At 64.9% G+C, this 17767-nt stretch carries 10 protein-coding genes; 7 read left to right on the forward strand and 3 right to left on the reverse strand.

Going from position 1 to position 17767, the window contains the following annotated elements; genetic code table 11:
* Window positions 1-6: 6 nt before the first annotated feature.
* A complete protein-coding gene (locus ASG91_RS00175; protein WP_157605871.1) occupies window positions 7-1923 on the reverse strand; it encodes a hypothetical protein in 1917 nt (638 codons plus the stop codon).
* Between the two features lie 459 nt (window positions 1924-2382).
* On the opposite strand from ASG91_RS00175, the gene ASG91_RS20455 reads away from it, so the two are divergent.
* The 6 genes from ASG91_RS20455 (at window position 2383) to ASG91_RS00205 (ending at window position 12454) form a co-directional block, all read left to right on the forward strand.
* Window positions 2383-3390, forward strand: a complete 1008-nt coding sequence (locus tag ASG91_RS20455; RefSeq protein WP_157605874.1) for a hypothetical protein — start codon at window positions 2383-2385, stop codon at window positions 3388-3390.
* 105 nt (window positions 3391-3495) lie between these two features.
* The gene (locus ASG91_RS20460) at window positions 3496-4170 is read left to right on the forward strand and encodes an endonuclease/exonuclease/phosphatase family protein (RefSeq protein ID WP_157605877.1); all 675 of its coding nucleotides are present in this window, start codon (window positions 3496-3498) and stop codon (window positions 4168-4170) included.
* A 258-nt stretch (window positions 4171-4428) separates the two neighbouring features.
* Window positions 4429-7410, forward strand: a complete 2982-nt coding sequence (locus ASG91_RS00190; RefSeq protein ID WP_056920621.1) for a type ISP restriction/modification enzyme — start codon at window positions 4429-4431, stop codon at window positions 7408-7410.
* On the forward strand, window positions 7410-8135 hold the full coding sequence (locus tag ASG91_RS00195) for a hypothetical protein (RefSeq protein WP_157605880.1): 726 nt from the start codon (window positions 7410-7412) through the stop codon (window positions 8133-8135). The genes ASG91_RS00190 and ASG91_RS00195 overlap by 1 nt, the downstream gene beginning before the upstream one ends.
* 41 nt (window positions 8136-8176) lie before the next feature.
* Window positions 8177-10405 (forward strand): DUF262 domain-containing protein, encoded by a 2229-nt coding sequence (locus ASG91_RS00200; protein WP_235545358.1) that lies wholly within the window; start codon window positions 8177-8179, stop codon window positions 10403-10405.
* A 261-nt stretch (window positions 10406-10666) separates the two neighbouring features.
* Window positions 10667-12454, forward strand: a complete 1788-nt coding sequence (locus ASG91_RS00205; protein ID WP_235545288.1) for a DNA/RNA helicase domain-containing protein — start codon at window positions 10667-10669, stop codon at window positions 12452-12454.
* Between the two features lie 164 nt (window positions 12455-12618).
* Here the strand turns inward: ASG91_RS00205 and ASG91_RS00210 are convergent, their stop codons facing one another.
* On the reverse strand, window positions 12619-14904 hold the full coding sequence (locus ASG91_RS00210) for an FG-GAP-like repeat-containing protein (protein WP_056920624.1): 2286 nt from the start codon (window positions 14902-14904) through the stop codon (window positions 12619-12621).
* A gap of 343 nt (window positions 14905-15247) precedes the next feature.
* On the opposite strand from ASG91_RS00210, the gene ASG91_RS00215 reads away from it, so the two are divergent.
* On the forward strand, window positions 15248-16294 hold the full coding sequence (locus ASG91_RS00215) for a DUF2510 domain-containing protein (RefSeq protein WP_056920625.1): 1047 nt from the start codon (window positions 15248-15250) through the stop codon (window positions 16292-16294).
* Between the two features lie 674 nt (window positions 16295-16968).
* On the opposite strand, the gene ASG91_RS00225 is transcribed toward ASG91_RS00215, so the two are convergent.
* The gene (locus ASG91_RS00225; RefSeq protein WP_056921175.1) at window positions 16969-17715 is read right to left on the reverse strand and encodes a DUF5995 family protein; all 747 of its coding nucleotides are present in this window, start codon (window positions 17713-17715) and stop codon (window positions 16969-16971) included.
* Window positions 17716-17767 lie beyond the last annotated feature (52 nt).

Consider the following 17767-nt stretch of genomic DNA (forward strand, 5'->3'; position numbering starts at 1 on the left):
CTGTCCCTAGCCTTCTGGAGACAGCACCTCTTCGGGGCTGATATCACCCCTCAGCAGGGCGCGCAGACCGCCTAGATGGGCGGGGTAGGCGCCCGCGAAGGTCTTGGGTGCTGTACCCCCGGTCGGATGCCAGAGATAGACGACGAGGCGTTGCCGTCCTGCGACGTTGACCAGAGCCATGTTGTCGTCCTCGCGCCAGTGCTCGCCCTTCTGGAGCCCGAAGGCCGGCCCGAGCGGCCAGATTCCGGCAAGGAGGGTACGGGATCGTAGGCCCAGGACGACGACGAGGTTGGCGGGGCTGAGGCTCAGGATGCTGTCGAGGTGCCGGTCGGTGCAGGTGAGGGCCGCTTGTGCCACACCCTTTTCGCTCTTGGATTTGCAGTGCACGACTTCGGTCATGACGTAGTCCTGCGCGGGGCTCGCCGGGCGTTCGAGTAGCTCCTCGGCACGGTGGCGGATGTTGTTCCAGAACGCCACCGGCTTCGGTGAGAGGGTGCCGTCCTTTCGCCGGAAGCGGCCGTCTTCGGTGGCCCACCCTTTGGGTGAGTCGAATCGGTGCCGCACGAAGTCGACGATGTCGTCGTCGGTCCAGTCGGCGGTCGGGTACTGCTCGGCCACGTCGCCGCTTTGATGATCGCCGGCTTCGCTGATCGACGGGTTGGACGAGAGGAACACGATCCGTCCAGCCTCGAGGTTGCCCGCCCACGCCTCCGGTACTTGGAACCCGTTCGGGGCGGCCGATTGGAGGTTGACGATTTTTTGGCACGGGTGTCCGGACTGGGTGCGTGCGGCGTCGACCTCGAGGCAACGCGCCACGCTGAGGGCGATCGCCGACGGTGAAGGAGCGCCGGCTCGCTCGATCGTCGCCAGCCAGGACCGAAAATGGCCGTCGTTGCCGATGCTCAGCGTGACGTGGTCGGGCACGACTTGAGCTGCCAGCGCGGCGGGGGCCAGTGAGAACTGCCCACTTGTAGCCCCGTAGACGGCCTGGAGCGTGAATCTGAGGGTTTCGGCAATGTCCGCCGCGGCGACATGCGCTGGCCAGTGTTGCCAAGGGTTGGGTGTGTCCTCGTCTGGTGAAGACCAGCCCAGAGCGTGCAGCTGGTCCAGTTGGCTGGCGTCCAGCGGTGGGTCGAGGAAGGCGCTGCCAGGTACCTCCGCGTAGATGCGGCCGTCGTCGTGCCCGAGGGCTTGGGTGTAAACGCCGTCACCGGCCCGCCAGGTAGGGACGTCCAGAACGAACCGCGTCCCCGGCTTCTCGCGCAAATGCTCCACGCACCCCACCAGCACCACGCCCAGCAGCGTCGGCGCGGTGGTTGGGGTTGTTTGCGTGGTCGACTTCCGAGCCTGGTCAGGTGCCGAGGTGCTTACGCTGCGGACACCGGGAAGTGACCGCTCGGGGCGACGCAAGGGTGGCACACTGACGAGTCTGGGGAGGTGTCCGGCGGCGAGGGCGTAGGTTCCCAGCTCGCCGAAGCCCTGGATCTCGACTGTCACCCGGGTGCCGCCCGGTTCGGCCAGGGGAAGAAGCTGCATCAGCGCGTGGTACCAGCCCCCGTAGCCCAGGGACCGAAGGACCAGCCGCTCGCCACTGGCGGACAGGTGGACGGGCGCCTCGGGCGACAAGGGGTGGGCGCAGTGGTCGGCGAGATGGAGGGGATCCCCACCGCCGGTCCAGGTCGCCCGCCACGCGGAGGTTGCCTGGACACGGCGGGCGATGCCGCTCAGGTCCTCGGGCGGCTCCGTGGGTGGGTCGTTGGCACCTTCCAAGGGCCAGGGTCCGCCCGTCCTCAACCAATGGTCCCCACCCAGGATGCCCCAGGCAGCGAACTCGTCGACGCCGTCACCCCACCACAGGTCAATGAGGCGTCTGGCGCGCTTGGTCGCCTCGTTGCTGCCTGTCGATCGCATCAGGCTCGGCATACTGGCGCCAGGATTGGGAAGCCCCAGCCCGAACCGAGATAGGTGCACCAACGGGGTCCACCAAATGGACTTGGTCCATGGGTCGGCTCGATCAGCTGGGCGGGCCGGGAACTGGTCGGCGAATGCGTCCGGATCGGGCAGGGCCGACCACATCAACGAGATGAGTCGGGCACCGGCGGCATCGCCCCACGGGTCGACCGTCTCCGGCGACCCAAGATCTCGAGCGGTTGCCCAGCGACTCATGTGAACCCTTGTCTTCCGAGCGTCGGCGATGGTGGGGGTCATTCAACCGGAAGGCCGATCCCTGTGGTCTGCCTTCGCGAAAGCTCCCTCAGCTCCTGCAACCTGGCTCTGAGGCAGTAGTCCGAACGCACCCCGAGAGCTGATGCGCCCGTGGTTCTGGGCGCCGGCCGCGTAGCATCCCAGCACCTGCCCATTCACGCTTCTCGAAGAGGGGTCATGCACCTGCGTCAGACGGAGGCGGCAGCCTGGAGATTGGCGGCAGAGCTGGTCCGATGGCACCCGACCTGGCGGGTCATCGCAGGCTACGTCGCTGACGGTCCGGACGAGGCGCTCTGCCTGGTCGATGTCGACACCGCCCTCGAGGTGTTGCAGATCGACCCACGCGCCTCTGTTCGATTCCCGTCCGGCGACGGTGCGCCGCCATGCCCCGCGCTGGATACTCCCGTCGTGTGGGAAAGCCTGGCTTCGCCCGGAGGCGTTGGGCTCGTAACGAAGATGATTCACGAACAGCTGGGAGTCACTCTGCCCAAACGGCACCCACAGTCCACCCCCGAAGGGATTGGCTACCGATTGATCGGGGCCGTCCTTACGGCAGCTGCAGCCAACGCGAAACCGATGATGGCGTTCAACGGGCGCCGAGGGGAGGAACCCCGCGACAGCCACCTGCGCGCTCGCCCAGAGACAGCCGCTTATCGGCCAGAGCAGGTGTGGATGCTCGTCCGTGACGGCACCGTGGTGGCCCACCTTGCCGGAGGCTACGTCTGGACCGCCGCCGGTGAGCGTCTCAATCTGGCGGACCGACGGGCGCGCGGGCAAAGCATCGCCACACTCGCTGCCACGGTGAGTGACGGTACGCAGCCGACGCGCCGGGGTCGGATTCCCGATGGCGACGGCTTCATCGACGTTCCCCCGGTGCGCGACATCAACGTCCTGAACGAGTTCGCCCACACCTACGACGGATACGAGCTGCTGGCCCGCGACCCGCACCGGCTGTACGACCTGGTGGGCCCCATCCTTGAAGTGGTGAGACGTGGTGAGGGGATGCCGGACCATGTCGGCTTGGACATGGCGCGAGGTGCTCTCTTCTACCTCGCTCGCGAAGCGCACCACGCCGGATGGCTCACCGAGGACGATCTTCGGGTGTGGTTGCCGATCGTCGAACACATCCGAGCGCTTTCCGGTGGCCGGGTCGCCGTGCTGTATCCCCCGGGCCGCACGGCGTAGGTGCCCTCCCACCTCGATCCTCAACGCCTGCGCCCACTGGGAACTCCGCTTGGCGTTCGATGCCCAACAACTTCTCAAGCTAACCCCGCCCACGAAGGATCCCAAATGTCAGCCCCCAGCATCCGCGTCGGAACCTGGAACCTCGCGGGACGCTGGTCCGCCGCTCACGCGCAAATGCTCAAAGAGGCCGACTGCGACGTCTGGCTACTGACCGAAGTCCACCCCGACACCGCCATTCCGGGCTTCCACGCACACCGCGGAGCGGGTCGGATCGTCGGCCAAAGGGCATGGGCAGCCATCCTCAGCCGGGAGCGACTGGAGGCCCGATCCGACCCGCACGGGGCGAGCGCCGCAGCTGCCGTCTCCGGAACCGTGTTCTGCAGCACGGTGCTTCCCTGGCGGTCGTGCCGATCGGTGAGACCCTGGTCCGGTTCGAATCACGCAGCCAAGACCGGCGCCGCGCTAGTGGACGTCCTCCAAGCGCTACCGCGCGACCAGCCCGTGGTCTGGGGCGGGGACTGGAACCACGCCTTGAGCGGACGTGAGTATGCCGGTAGCGCCGCCGGGCGCGAGCACCTGATCACCGCCCTACGGGAAATGGGACTCGTTGCGCGGACCGAAGACCAGCCGCACCGTATCGAGGGCCTGCTCAGCATCGACCACATCGCCGCACCCGCGTACTGGCAACATCGGCCTCCTCGGCGCATCCCAGTTGATGGCCTCTCCGACCACGACGCCTACACGGTCTCACTCATGACTCCGGCGGCTGCCGGGCATTGAATCGAGAGCGGGCCTTCGAGGGCGGTAGCTCGGACTCGTCCCCCTCTGAAGGGTTGCCAACCGACTACCCAGACTTTGCTCGTTCCGGGAGGATCGTAGTTTCCCAATAAGCTACTGGGAGAGTGAGCTCAACGCGCTGCGCCCGGGGCCGAGGCGTCACTGCTCACGTGCGCGGCGCGAGTTCGTGCTTAGCAATGTCATCGTGACCGTCGGATGGTCATTGTTTGACCGACCACACCCGTCGTCGTCCCGTCCGGCATGTCGCCCGAGGCGGCACTGTCGGACAACAAGCGCTTCCAAGCGGTGTGGGAGGTGCTCCAGGCGCTACGCGCTCACGACGACCGCTTCAACGCGATGGTCAACCAGCTCGACCTCAACACGAAGAAGAACCGCAAGATCATCTTCGTCGACCCGACCCCAAGACCACCACGAGACGACACGACGCAGCTCACGCTCCCGTTCGGGATCGAGGAGTGGCGCGACGCCATATACGCGCGCATCGTCAAGAAGGTCGGCGAACGTCGCTACTGGGAGACCTGGGCCAAGGATGTCTCCAAGATCGCCGAGCAGCACATTGCGCGCATTGCGGGCCTGCTCGCGGACTCGGAGTCGACCGCCGCGAAGGAGTTCGAGGTCTTCCTCACCGGCCTGCGTGGCAACCTCAACGACGGCATCACCCAGACTGATGCGGTGGAGATGCTCGCCCAGCACCTCATCACCCGCCCCGTCTTCGAGGCGCTCTTCTCGGGTTACGACTTCGCGGCCCACAACCCCGTCGCCCAGACGATGGAGCGAATGCTCGCCGTTCTCGACGAGCACTCTCTCGATGCGGAGAACTCGGAGCTCGAGAAGTTCTACAACTCTGTCCGCGGCCGGGTCGAGGGTGTCGACAACGCCGAGGGCCGGCAGCGGATCATCGTCGAGCTCTACGACAAGTTCTTCGCGACGGCATTCAAGCGGACCGTCGACAAGCTCGGCATCGTCTACACCCCCGTCGAGATCGTCGACTTCATCCTCAACTCAGCCGACGAGGTCCTGCGCAAACACTTCGGGCAAGGACTCACCGACGAGGGAGTCCACATCCTCGACGGCTTCACTGGCACTGGCACCTTCATGGTCCGGCTGCTCCAGTCGGGTCTGATCAAGCCCCACGACCTCGCCCGCAAGTATGCAAACGAGCTGCACGCCAACGAGATCCTGCTCCTGGCGTACTACATCGCCGCGGTCAATATCGAGACGACCTACCAAGATCTCGTCCGCGGCTCGCTCGACGAGGAGGCGGCTTACGAGCCGTTCCCGGGCCTTGTGCTCACTGACACCTTTCAGTCGTACGAGCAAGGCGACGAGGATGACCTCGGTGTCTTCCCCGAGAACAACGAGCGCATCAACCGCCAGCGCAAGCTCCCCATTACGGTCATCCTCGGCAACCCGCCGTACTCCTCGGGCCAAGACAGCGCCAACGACAACAACGCCAACGAGAAGTACGAGACCCTTGATGCCGCCATCCGCGACAGCTATGCAGCGCGCTCAACGGCGACAAACAAGAATTCGCTCTATGACTCCTACATCCGGGCCATCAAGTGGGGCTCACTGCGGATCAAGGATCGCGGCGTCATCGCGTTCGTGACGAACGGCGGCTGGCTCGACTCGAACACCGCCGACGGCATGCGGCTCTCGCTGGCCGACGAGTTCTCCGCGGTCCACGTCTTCAACCTCCGCGGCAACCAGCGCACCGCAGGTGAGCAGTCCCGCAGGGAGGGCGGCAAGGTTTTCGACGCCGGCTCCCGGGCGACGGTCGCCATCACCGTTCTCGTCAAGGACCCAGCACAGTCCGGACCTGTGACCGTCCGCTACACCGACATCGGTGATTACCTCACCCGCGACGAGAAGCTCGCCAAGATTGCTGAGGCATCCAGGGTGGGCGGACTTGAGCCCCACTCACTCACACCCAACGCCCACGGCGACTGGCTCAACCAACGCCGCGACGACTTCGACGCCTTCTTGGCCATCGGTAACAAGGACCGCGGGTCCGCAGTGTTTGGCCTCTACTCTGGCGGGCTCAAGACCAACCGTGACGCTTGGTGCTACAACTTCTCGGGATCGGCGATCACCAACAACATGTCTCGGCTTGTCGATACCTACGAGGCTGATCGGCGCGCCGGGCGGACGAGTACTTCGGCCACCCGTGATGAAGCGTTGATCAGTTGGAATCGCGGACTCCTAAGCGACCTTGATCGCGGGCGGCAACGCTCCTTCAGTCGCAACGCGAAACGCATCGGCGCCTACCGCCCGTTCACACGGCAGCGGGTCTATTTCGACCGTGCCCTGAACGACATGGTGTACCGCCTCAACGATGTGTTCCCAAGGCCCGAACATCAGAACCTCGGAATCGTGGTCATGGGACCACGCGCTGAGGCGAATCCGGCCGTCCTGATGTCAAGGGACATCCCCGATGTCGCGATGTTCGTTTATACAACTCAGTTCTTCGCGCGCTGGCGGTACGAGAAGCTCGAGGAAGGATCGTCACTCTTCGATGCTGGTGAGGGTGACGTCGTCGACGGGTATCGGCGAATCGACAACGTCACGGATGAGGCGCTGGATCTGTTTCGGGCTGCATACGGGGATGAGTTCACGAAGGACGACATCTTCTTCTACGTGTACGGCTTGCTTCACTCGCCCGAGTACCGCGAGACCTATGCAGCCGACCTCAAGAAGATGCTGCCGCGCATCCCACTCGTCGAGGACGCCCAGCCCTTCGTCGACGCTGGCCGTCGGCTGTCCGAGCTGCACCTCGGGTACGAGTCCGTCACTCCATACCCCCTCGACGGCCTGGACGTGGACGCGCCGGACGACGACACGGCATACGACGTCTTCCGGGTCGAGAAGATGGCGTTTGCGAAGAAGCGCGACCCAGAGACGAAGAAACTGGTCCCCGACAAGTCGACGGTGATCTACAACGACCGGATCACGCTGAGCGGGATCCCGGAGGACGCGCACCGCTACATGCTCGGGTCGCGCTCGGCGATCGAGTGGATCATTGACCGCTACCAGGTGAAGACCGACAAGCCGTCCGGGATCGTCAACGACCCCAACGACTGGAGCCGCGAGGTCGAGGACCCGCGCTACATCATCGACCTGCTGGCACGCATCGTCACGGTCAGCCTCGAGACGATGCGGATCGTCGACGCCCTCCCGCCCCTGGCCATCCGCGAGAACCAGAATCCCACAGAGGAGTCCTGATGTCGGAACCCAGTAGCCAGTTCGAGACTACAACTTCTGACGCAGCCCAGTCGCGCGCAGGACGCATGCTTGAGACTGCGATCACCAAGGCCGTTTCGGTACAGCAGCCCGCGGTGGATGCCTACATCGCCAGGGTGCGCCGCAGCCGGCCTGATGCCAGCCCCAGGGATCTGATCTCTGCGCTCGATAAGTATTACCTCGCCACAGTAACCACCACCGGCGGAGCGGCTGGAGCCACCGCATTCTTCCCCGCCGGGGTTTCCGTGCCAGCCGCATTGCTTGACCTTGTGGCCTTCACAGAGGCCTCAGCCTTATATGCGCTCGCGCTCGCCGAGGTCTACGGTGTGCCAGTGCAAGACCTGGAGCGTCGTCGAACGCTTGTCATGGGAGTGCTTCTAGGAAACGCGGGTAGCAAGCTGATCGAGAGGGCGGCCCCACGCACTGCCGCGCACTGGGGACGCGCACTCACAGCGAGCATCCCGATGCCGGCCATCCGTCAGGTCAATAAGGTGCTTGGGCACAACTTCGTCACCAAGTACGGTACGAGGCAGGGCATCGTCGTCATCGGCAAGCAGGCGCCGCTTGGATTCGGGGCAATGATCGGGGCGGGCGGGAATGCCTTCTTCGGCTACGGGGTAGTGAAGTCGGCTCGTCGCGCCTTCGGCGTCGCGCCCTCGGCGTGGCCACCGGCCAACGCCAGTGTGAATGCATCGATCGAGGAATAGAGAGCCGCGTGGGCCTAGGCAGCGAGTCGCTGATCACCGAAGTGAGGGACCTCCTTGGCGGGAGGTTGGTTATCCCGTCGATCCAGCGTGGGTACGTATGGCAGCGGCCGCAGGTCCCGCACCTCTTGGACTCGCTGTACCGCGGCTACCCGGTGGGATCCCTCCTCCTGTGGAAGACGACGATGGACGTTCCCTTACGTCAGGCGTCGGTGCTGCAAGAAGAACAGCACCAACTACACCCAGCGATCCTCCTCGACGGACAACAGCGGCTCACGAGTCTCGCGAAGGTTTTCGCTCCGCAGAAGATCGTCGGCGGACCCCTTGACGTGCGCTTCGACATCGACAGCCAAACCTTTCTCAACCCAAGTGGTGCACAGAAGAGTCCGAGGTTGGTGCGAGTCACGGAGCTCATAGCCGACGACGCGCAGTTCAGCTCAATCTTGCGAGACGCGGGTGCCACTCCTGGCGACCCTGACTACGACGAGCTCTACAGCCGCTTGCGACGCGTAAACGCCATCCGCGACTACAAGATCCCTGTCATCACCGTTGAGTCCGACGACTACGAAGAAGTGGCGGAGATCTTCGCCCGGGTCAATCAAGGAGGGCGTCGGCTCTCCAAGGGTGACCTCGTGTACTCAGCGATTGGTGCACGGTGGCCCGACGGCCTCGACACCATTGACGCCTTCAACAGTGAGCTGGCTAACGAGCGTTTCGAACTAGATCGCGAGGCCGTTCTGCGCCTGATGGGGCTACTGGCCGGCTCCGGCGCTCACGCGATCAAGCTCATCAACAAATCGATGAGTGGTGCCGACCTGAAGGCCGCCTGGGTCGAAACCGAAACTGCGCTGCGCCTCGGCATCGACTTCCTCAAGGGCGAGTGCGGGATCCCACGTGCAGCTGTCCTGACCAGTCCCAATGTCGTCGTCACGCCGAGTCTGTTTCTCTATCGTCGGGGAATGTCCACCACGGCCGAGGACATTGACTCGCTCCGGCGGTGGGTCTACACGGCTATGGCCTTCAGCCACTACTCGAACCAGGTCGAAGGCAAACTCGACATCGAGGCGCGCCTGATCCGTGACCGATCAGGCCCGGCGCTGTGGGATGAGCTCCTGCGGCGGGCCTCGGGTGCTCGTCCACTCGGCGCCAAGATCGAGGCGACAGAGCTCGCATCCCGGACCTATTCCTCGTCGTGGTTCAACCTCCTTTACATTGCGGCCCTCAGGCAACACGCCAAGGACTGGCACAGCCACCAGGCGCTCGTGGCGGCTCCCATGTCGTCCTCGTCGAAGATCGAATACCACCATGTCTTTCCCAAGGCGCGCGTTGAGAAGGATCACGGCCGGGCGCTCACCAACAACATCGCCAACCTGGCATTCATCTCTGGTTCGACGAATCGCAAGATCTCCGCGTCCCTGCCGGAGAACTATCTGCAGGCGATCCCGCGGCAAAGCCTTGCCGACCAGTGGGTACCGAGCGACTCGACCCTTTGGACCCTCGACGCCTTTCCAGAATTCCTCGCGGCACGCCAGTCACTGCTGGCTGACGCCCTGAACGAACTGCTGGGACTGACGCAAACTCGTGCCGAAGGTCAGGAGCCGGCTGACGACGAGTTGTACCTCGAGGATGACGATGTCGAATTCGATCGGGTTTCCATCGCGGGTAGGCGTATGGGGGGAGCCATCGCTGCTCACATCAGTCAATGCTTCGCCGGACGCGCAGTCAACCTTGAGTTGACCGTTCAGGAGCTGAAGGCGATGCCCTCGGACGGGTATGCGGCTGGAGAGATCAGTGCCGGCGCGATATCTGCGGCAGTTGATGCCGACCGAGTGCCGGGCTTCGAGTGGGTGCCAAATACCTCTCCGCGGCGGATACGTCGACGGACGAGTTCGCTTGATCGACCCAGTTCGGATGAAAGGACCACTGAGGTGGGTATGGGCGATGTGAACGCGCCGGAATCCGCCCAAGAACTCGCTCGCGCCTTCCATCGGGCCATGGTGTCCATTTATCAGGCCACCCAGCGCGAAGTGCACTATAACCCCACCATTTTCATCGGAATGATCGCCGACCATGGAGGTGTCGAGACGGCCAAGCGTTTGGTTGGTTCGCAATCTCCCTCGGACGGCTTCCGAGTCCTTTGGGAGGCCGGGAGACTGGACCTAACAGCCGAGGCGCTGCTTTTGAGGCCGGAGTACGAAGCACTGTTCTCGCAAGACTTGCGAGACCGTGCACGGGAGCGTCTGTTGGCGCATGACTACGACCCCAGTGGCTAGGTGAGTGGGTGCGTCGTGGCACGCCCAAATCACGCCTAGTCGTCAACTCCACAGCAGGCCGCCCATCCCTCTAACCGCCGCTGACGGTGCCTCATTGAACGGTGGTGTCTTCGGGGGAACGCCGATGAATGCGGACAAAGGGCCCTAAGCTCGTCCATTGTCAGGTCAAAGAGGCGTGAAATGGATGGTGCAGTGGGCGACAGGCAGCCGTACGGATGGGGTGGGACCGTTGGCGACTATCTTTCGCAGCCTCCTACATTGGTGCTGTCGGCCCTCGAGACTCACCTGCTGAACCTGATGGGTTGCCACGCCTCCAGCAGCCAACAGAACGCGTGGCGCGAGGAAGAAGCTCTACTTCGCGGCGCCTTGAGGGACCTTGCGATCGCGCGCCCTGAGGTCACGGGTTGGGGTCTGGCGCTTGAGTATGAGCTCCACCTAGAGGGAGGGAGGCGCCCGGACGCAATCCTGCACTCGGGAGGAAGCATATTCGTGCTCGAGTTCAAACAAGCGTCAGTGGCGCCGACAGGTGCAGCGGATCAGGTGATCGCTTACGCGAGGGATCTCGCAGAGTATCACCAGGCGACTCACGGCCTTCCGGTTGAGCCGGTCCTGGTGTTGACGAACACCTCCATGGTTTCGTCATGGGCGGATGGGCTGGCCGTTCTTGGGCCCTCCCAGCTTGCAGCCTTCCTTGACGGGAGCTCCGCGTCGGGTGACATTGACTTTCAGACCTGGTTGGACTCCCCGTATGAGCCGCTTCCGACTCTGGTTGAGGCTGCGCGCATGATCTTCCGTGAAGAGCCCCTGCCGAGGATCAGGCGCGCCGAGTCGGCGGGTATTCCAGAGGCAGTAAATCTGTTGGTAAGACTTACGAAGGAAGCGCAGCGCGACTCGTTGCGATCCCTCGCAATGCTTGCTGGGGTGCCCGGAGCAGGCAAGACCCTTGCCGGACTTTCGTTGGTGTATGACCGACTTGCGGATGACCACGACGCCGTCTTCTTGTCTGGTAACGGGCCGCTCGTCCAAGTGCTCAGGGACGCCCTCCAGAGCAAGACATTTGTCCAGGATCTTCATGCGTTCATCACCACCTACGGCACCTCCACTCGTCTGCCGGACCACCACATTGTCGTCTTCGACGAGGCTCAGAGGGCGTGGGATGCGGGGTACATGGCATGGAAAGGCAGAGGCGTAGCAAGCGAGCCAGACCTCCTGGTTGAGATTGGGGAGCGCCTTCCTCATTGGTGTGCCTTGGTTGGCCTGGTCGGGGACGGACAGGAGATCCATTCGGGCGAAGAGGCCGGAATCCAGCAATGGCAGACTGCATTGACTCGCGAAGCATCGCTCGCCTGGCGCGTCCACTGTCCGCCGCGCCTAGCCCCAGCCTTCGAAGGGCAGGATGTCACTGAGCACGAAGACCTGGATCTCACGATCTCCTTGAGATCTCGTCGGGCAGACGATCTGCATGCCTGGGTCGCCGCCCTGCTTGATGGCCGGCTGGGTGACGCGGCCAAGCTGGCGGCATCCGTTCAGCGCCGAGGATTTCCGATGTATGTGTCTAGGGACCTAGAGCGTTGCAAGGCGTATCTCCGGGAGCGGTATTTGGGTGAGCCGGAGCGCCGCTACGGAATCATCGCCTCCTCCAAGTCACAACGGTTCTTGCCTCCGTACGGCGTTGACTCGAGCTGGCCCGCGACAAAGAAGGTCAACTTTGCCCATTGGTACAACCGCGAAAGGGGGCAAGCTGGCGCCGGCTCCAATCTGGACGCTGTCGTGACGGAGTTCGGCTGCCAGGGGCTTGAGCTCGATATGCCGTTGGTTGCATGGGGAGACGACGTCCTTTGGTCTGGGCGCGCCTGGAAGGTGAAACCTGGAAGGCCCCAATACCCGCAGGAAGACCCTGTCCAGCTTCGGCTGAACTGCTACCGGGTGCTGCTGACGCGCGGCCGAGATGGATTGTTAGTGTTCCTACCGGACGACAGGTCTGTCGACCTAACGGAACACGCCCTTCTGGCTGCAGGTTTGAGCCCACTGCCAGCGCTCCTCACCTAGGAGAATGGTTCCATCACCCGGGCAACTGTTTGGGCTGCATCACAGCCTTAAGCCAAACGGGTCGCTCGGAGATCGAGGCGGGCGCGGTTTGCTTCTGCCAGAGAGCGATGACGGCGACGTAGGCAAAGCGTAGAGCAGCCAGACGTCATGCTGGCGCTCCTGTGTCAGCGGACTCCGGTGATGCGCGTCGTGGCGCCCCAGGGGGCGGTGAACTTCTTGGGCGCCGCGAAGGCGCCCTTGCCGGTCCCGGCGTACACGTAGTCGACGTTGGCCGGCGTCCGGCCGATCAGGTCGGCCTTGCCGTCACCCGTGAGGTCGGCGGTCGAGAACACCGTGTTGTAAGTCTGCCAGCCCGTCGATACGAAGACGCCGGGGAGGTACCCGGTCGCGGTGGCGGTGCCGATGCCGGTGCCGCGGTAGAGGTAGAGCTTCCCCGTCAGCGTGCGTCCCAGCAGGTCGGCCTGGCCATCTCCGGTGACATCCCCTGGGGTGATCACCTGAGCGAGCGTCTGCCAGTTTGTGCCGATGCGGGTCCAGGTGCCGGTGAAGCCGCTCTTGCCGTCGCCGACGATCATCCACAGCTCGCCGTTGGCCTTGCGCGCCAACAGGTCTGGCTTGTGGTCGCCGGTCCAGTCTCCGGGTGTGAGCAGGTCGGTGTAGCCCTGCCACGTCTGGGACAGCAGGGTGCGGGTGCCCATCACGCCGCCCTTGCCGTTGCCCTTGTAGAGGTAGGCCCAGCCGTCCGGTGTGACAGCAACGATGTCGGCGAGTCGGTCGCCGGACAGGTCACCGGGGGAGACGACCTGGCTGTAGATGTTCCAACCGGTGCCGATCCGCGTGGGAGTGCCGATGCCGCCGACCTTGGCGGGGTAGAAGTAGAGGTCGCCGGCCGCCGTGCGACCGATGACGTCACCGCGTCCGTCGGCGTTGAACCCGACGATGGGCAGCGCCGGCACGACCGGCGTGGGCGCAGGGACCGTGGGCACAGGCGGGGGAGGCGGGGGAGCGCCGGTCTTCGTGTAGGTGAGTCCGGAGAGCGCGCGCCAGTCGTTGGCCGCGACCTTCCCGGTGACCGTGAGCACTGCGGCCTTCTGGAAGCGCTGCACGGCGCCAGCCGTGCCGGTGCCGAACGCGCCGTCTGCAGTGCCCGCGGCATACCCACGCCTGTTGAGCTCGAGCTGGAGGTCCCGCACCGCCCAGCCCTTGGAGCCGGTGGCGAGGGTGAGCGTGCCGTAGGTGGCGAACAGCTTCGCCGTCGGGACCGGGGTGGGGGGTGGCGGCACCGAGGTCTTCGCGTAGGCAGTGGCCTTGCTGCGGATGGTCGCCATCAGCGGGTAGAGGTACTGGCCGGGGCACAGCGTGTAGGACGTGTTCTGGTGGGCGTTGAGGGTCTGGAGGGTGGCGACGACGCCGGCGGCGTACTTGGTGCCGGTGCCGCCCGCGGAGGTGAGCTTGGTCGTGGCGGACGGGTCGACGCCGTACTGCGAGAGCTTCCAGCCAGCGACCTTGGCGAGTGAGTCGACCATGACGGCAGGGGGCTTGGCGGTCTGGTAGTTGCCGAGCGCAGCGACGCCCATCGTGTTGGTGTTGAAGCCCATCGCGTGGGCGCCGCGCACCGCTGAGGTGATGGAGCCGGCGCGGCCTTCGTAGATGCGGCCGAACTTGTCGACGAGGAAGTTGTAGGCGATGTCAGACCAGCCGAGGCCCTTGGTGTCGTAGGCGTAGATGCCGCGGATCTGGGCGGCGGCGGTGGCTTCGGTGTAGTCGTTGGAGCTGGCGGTGTGGTGGATCGTGATCGCCTTGACGGTCGTGTTGTACGTCGTCGACCCACGCAGCGACTCGTCGGCGCCCCACTGCTTGCGGGTGATGATCGTGGGCATCGCCGCGGCGGCTGAGGCAGAGGCTGCGGGTGTCTTGGGGGTGAGGTCGTCGTCGGCGGACGAGGTGCCCGGGTTGATCGTGGTGACGCGGACGTCGGGCAGGGGCTGGCCGTTCGGGGTGTCGACCCGCACCTGGATCGCCGTAGCGCCGTCGGTGACGAGGGGGTTCGTGCCGAGCCGGGCCGTGACGGACTCGCCGGTGCCGCTCTGGGGACCCTCGTCGGTCACGCCAGGCGTCTCCCAGGCGCTCCAGCCGGAGTCCTCGCGCACACGCAGCTGCACGATGACGTCGTCATTGGTGAGGCCAGTGCTGCGCGACCACGAGACGCCCGCCACGGTGAACCGCGACCGCTCCTGCACAGGGGTGAGGGTGCTGATGGCGCGGCCGGGCACGACGCGGTGGGTCCAGAGCTGGCCCTTAGCGACGGCGTCCACGCCGTGGATCGCGGTCGACTGGACGCGCGGGGCGACGGGATGGGCCGTGTCCGTGGAGGCGAACGACACCGTAGGGAGGGCCACGAAGACGGGGGTGATGGCCAGGACTGCGAGGGAAGCGGGGAGAAGGCGCACGAGTTACGTCCGGGGGGATCGTGGGAGGCGGGGGGCTGGTGTGACGACAGTGAAGAGTGGCATCCGCAACCATCTCGTGCCCCATTGATCCCGGAAAGATGGCCGTTCGGACGATCCGGCTTCCGCGTGTCGCTGGCGTGTCGCCGCAAGTCAGCGCAGTGGGCCGCAAATGGATGAGTAATCCTCCGTTCGGCCGACCCACCAATGGGCTGAAAGCGCTCGCTCAGCCACTAACGGCACGTATCTGGCTGAGGTGCGTGATTCTGTGCAAGGCCCGCAAATCGGGCATCTCGCGAGGCCGCATCCGCAACTGTCGGCCGACAAGTCCTGGAGGAAAGACGACATGAGCACGCCGGCGGGCTGGTACCCGCAGAGTGATGGTCAGCAGCGGTACTGGGATGGGCAACAGTGGACCGAGCACTTCGCGCCGGGCACCGTAGCCGTGCCCACCGACTCGGCCACGCCTCAGCTCGCGTCGCAGTCCTCGACGAAACCGTTCTACAAGAAGAAGCGCTTTGTCATTCCTGGTGCCGTCATTGCACTGACGCTCGTTGCGGGAGCCCTCGCGCCGGACGATGCCACGACGCCAGTGTCGGCCTCGACGACGCCCGGAGCCCCATCGTCATCATCGAAGTCCGCCCCATCGCCGTCGACGTCCACGTCAGCGGATCCCGCTGCAGCAGCAGCCGACGCCAAAGCCAAGGCAGATGCAGCGGCCAAGGCGAAGGCCGATGCAGCTGCCAAGGCCAAAGCGGATGCCGCGGCAAAGATCAAGGCCGCCGCTGATGCGAAGGCCAAGGCGCTTGCTGACGCGAGAGCGAAGGCGGCGGCGCTGCTAGCTCCCTACAACGAGACCTACGGAACGTTCGCCCGCATCACCAAGAAGGGCCGTGGTGACGCGATCATCAAGCTCCCGAAGGGGGCCGCAGCAGGCATCGTGACGATGACCCACAGGGGGAGCTCGAACATCGCCGCTTCGGTGCTTGACTCATCCAACCAGCCAACGGGTGACCTCCTGGTGAATGAGATCGGGAACTACTCGGGTGTCACTGTGTATGGGCTCAACGACTTTGGCGGCGACCCGACCAAGATCAAGATCACCGCTGATGGATCCTGGACGATTCGTATCGCCCCGGTCTCGTCTGCACCAGTCCTCCCCAAGTCAGTGACAGGCGTGGGGGACAAGGTGTTCCGCTACGACGGCAGCGCTTCCGACTGGGCCATCTCCCACAAGGGTTCCTCCAACTTCGCCGTGATCCAGAGCGGCGGGCTCATGCCCAACCTGGCTGTCAACGAAATCGGCAACTACAAGGGCGTTGTCCCGCTGATCGAGGGTCCGTCCGTCGTGACGATCACCGCCGACGGCCGTTGGTCCCTGGTCAGGAAGTAGGGGTACCTCATGCGTACAGCAACTCGCGTGAATCAACTTGCTGCATGGTCAGCCTGCGCTGTCGTCGGCACTGCACTGCTCGGAGCCTGTGGCGGGGGTGGGGTCGCAACTCCCGCTACCGTCACGCAAACCGTCATCCGCGAGACGGTCACAGTCAGCCCCACCTCAACTGTGGCACCGGCACCACCGGCCGAGGTAACACCTGATCCAGCGGCGGCCACTCCGGCAGACGTTGCGCCGACTCCTGAGACATTCGTGATGCCGAAGCTCGTTGGGAAGAATCTGCAACTCGCCCAGGACACGCTCCAGAGCGTTGGGTCCTACGTGCTCGATCAGGAGGACGCGTCTGGCTTGGGCCGACTCCAGGTCAATGACTCGAACTGGAAGGTCTGCTCGCAGAAACCGAAGGCAGGGGCGAGTATCCCGATAGAGACTGTTGTCTTGCTCAGCTCCGTCAAGCTGTCCGAGGACTGCCCGTAGCTGTCTCGAGTCTGGAGGTGGCCCACTTGCTGCCACTGATGCCTCACGAGAGGCCCGGATCGGCCGATCGGTGAGGGACAGGTGGCAACTAGTCGTGGGGGTGGCCGACTTGTTGCCACTGATGCCTCATGAGAGGGCCGAATCGGCCGATCGGTGAGGGACAGGTGGCCACAAGTCAGGGAGGGGGGCGACCCTCAAGCCGGCGGGGGGAGGGTGACGCCGAACCCGGCCACGGCCAGTCGCAGCAGCACCTGGCCCGGCGCCAGCAGGTCGGCGATGCGGGCGGCGCTGAGCACTTCGAGCTCAGCCAGCCGCGCGGCATACGCCTCGGGGCCGGCGACCCGCGCCTGCTGGAGCTCGATGGTGTTGTGCCACACCTTCTGTCGGGCCTCGCGCAGGAACCGCTTGCTGCTCAGGCGGTTCAGCGGCTGGAGCACCCGGTCGACGAGCGAGCGCGCTGACAGGGCGCCGAGCTCGTCGTCCTCGTCGGCGACGCGGGCCGAGAGCACGCCGTCGATGCGTTCGTGGTCGCGCTGCCTGCGGGCCATGACCACCGGGTCACCGAACTCCGCGTCGCTGATCACCGCCAGCAGCGCCTGGGGCAGGTCGTAGTTGATGTGCGCGTTGATGCCCAGCAACACATGGCGCAACGCCGGCAGGGACTCCGGCGCGTCGAAGGCGAGCCGCCACGGCCGCGGCACCTCGTGGCTGCCGACGAGGTCGAGCTCGAGCGCGGCGAGGTAGAGGTCGGCGAACGCCACGTCCCACTGCTCGACCCACTCGGGATCCTCGAACTGCGCGTCCGCGATCGCCTTCCCCACAGCCAGAGTCGTGCGTCGGTAGGTGTCGAGGAAGACGCGTTGCGCTGTGCGTTCGGGAGGCATCCGGTCAAGCCGGGCATCCATGGCAGCAACGACTGCGGCGATGTCGCGCGTGGGCATCTGCACCCCCTGACCGGCTGGGCTTGCGCGACTAGTATCCGACCGAGGACCC

This window comes from Phycicoccus sp. Soil802 (assembly GCF_001429605.1).
In the GTDB taxonomy this organism is placed as follows: Bacteria; Actinomycetota; Actinomycetes; order Actinomycetales; family Dermatophilaceae; genus Pedococcus.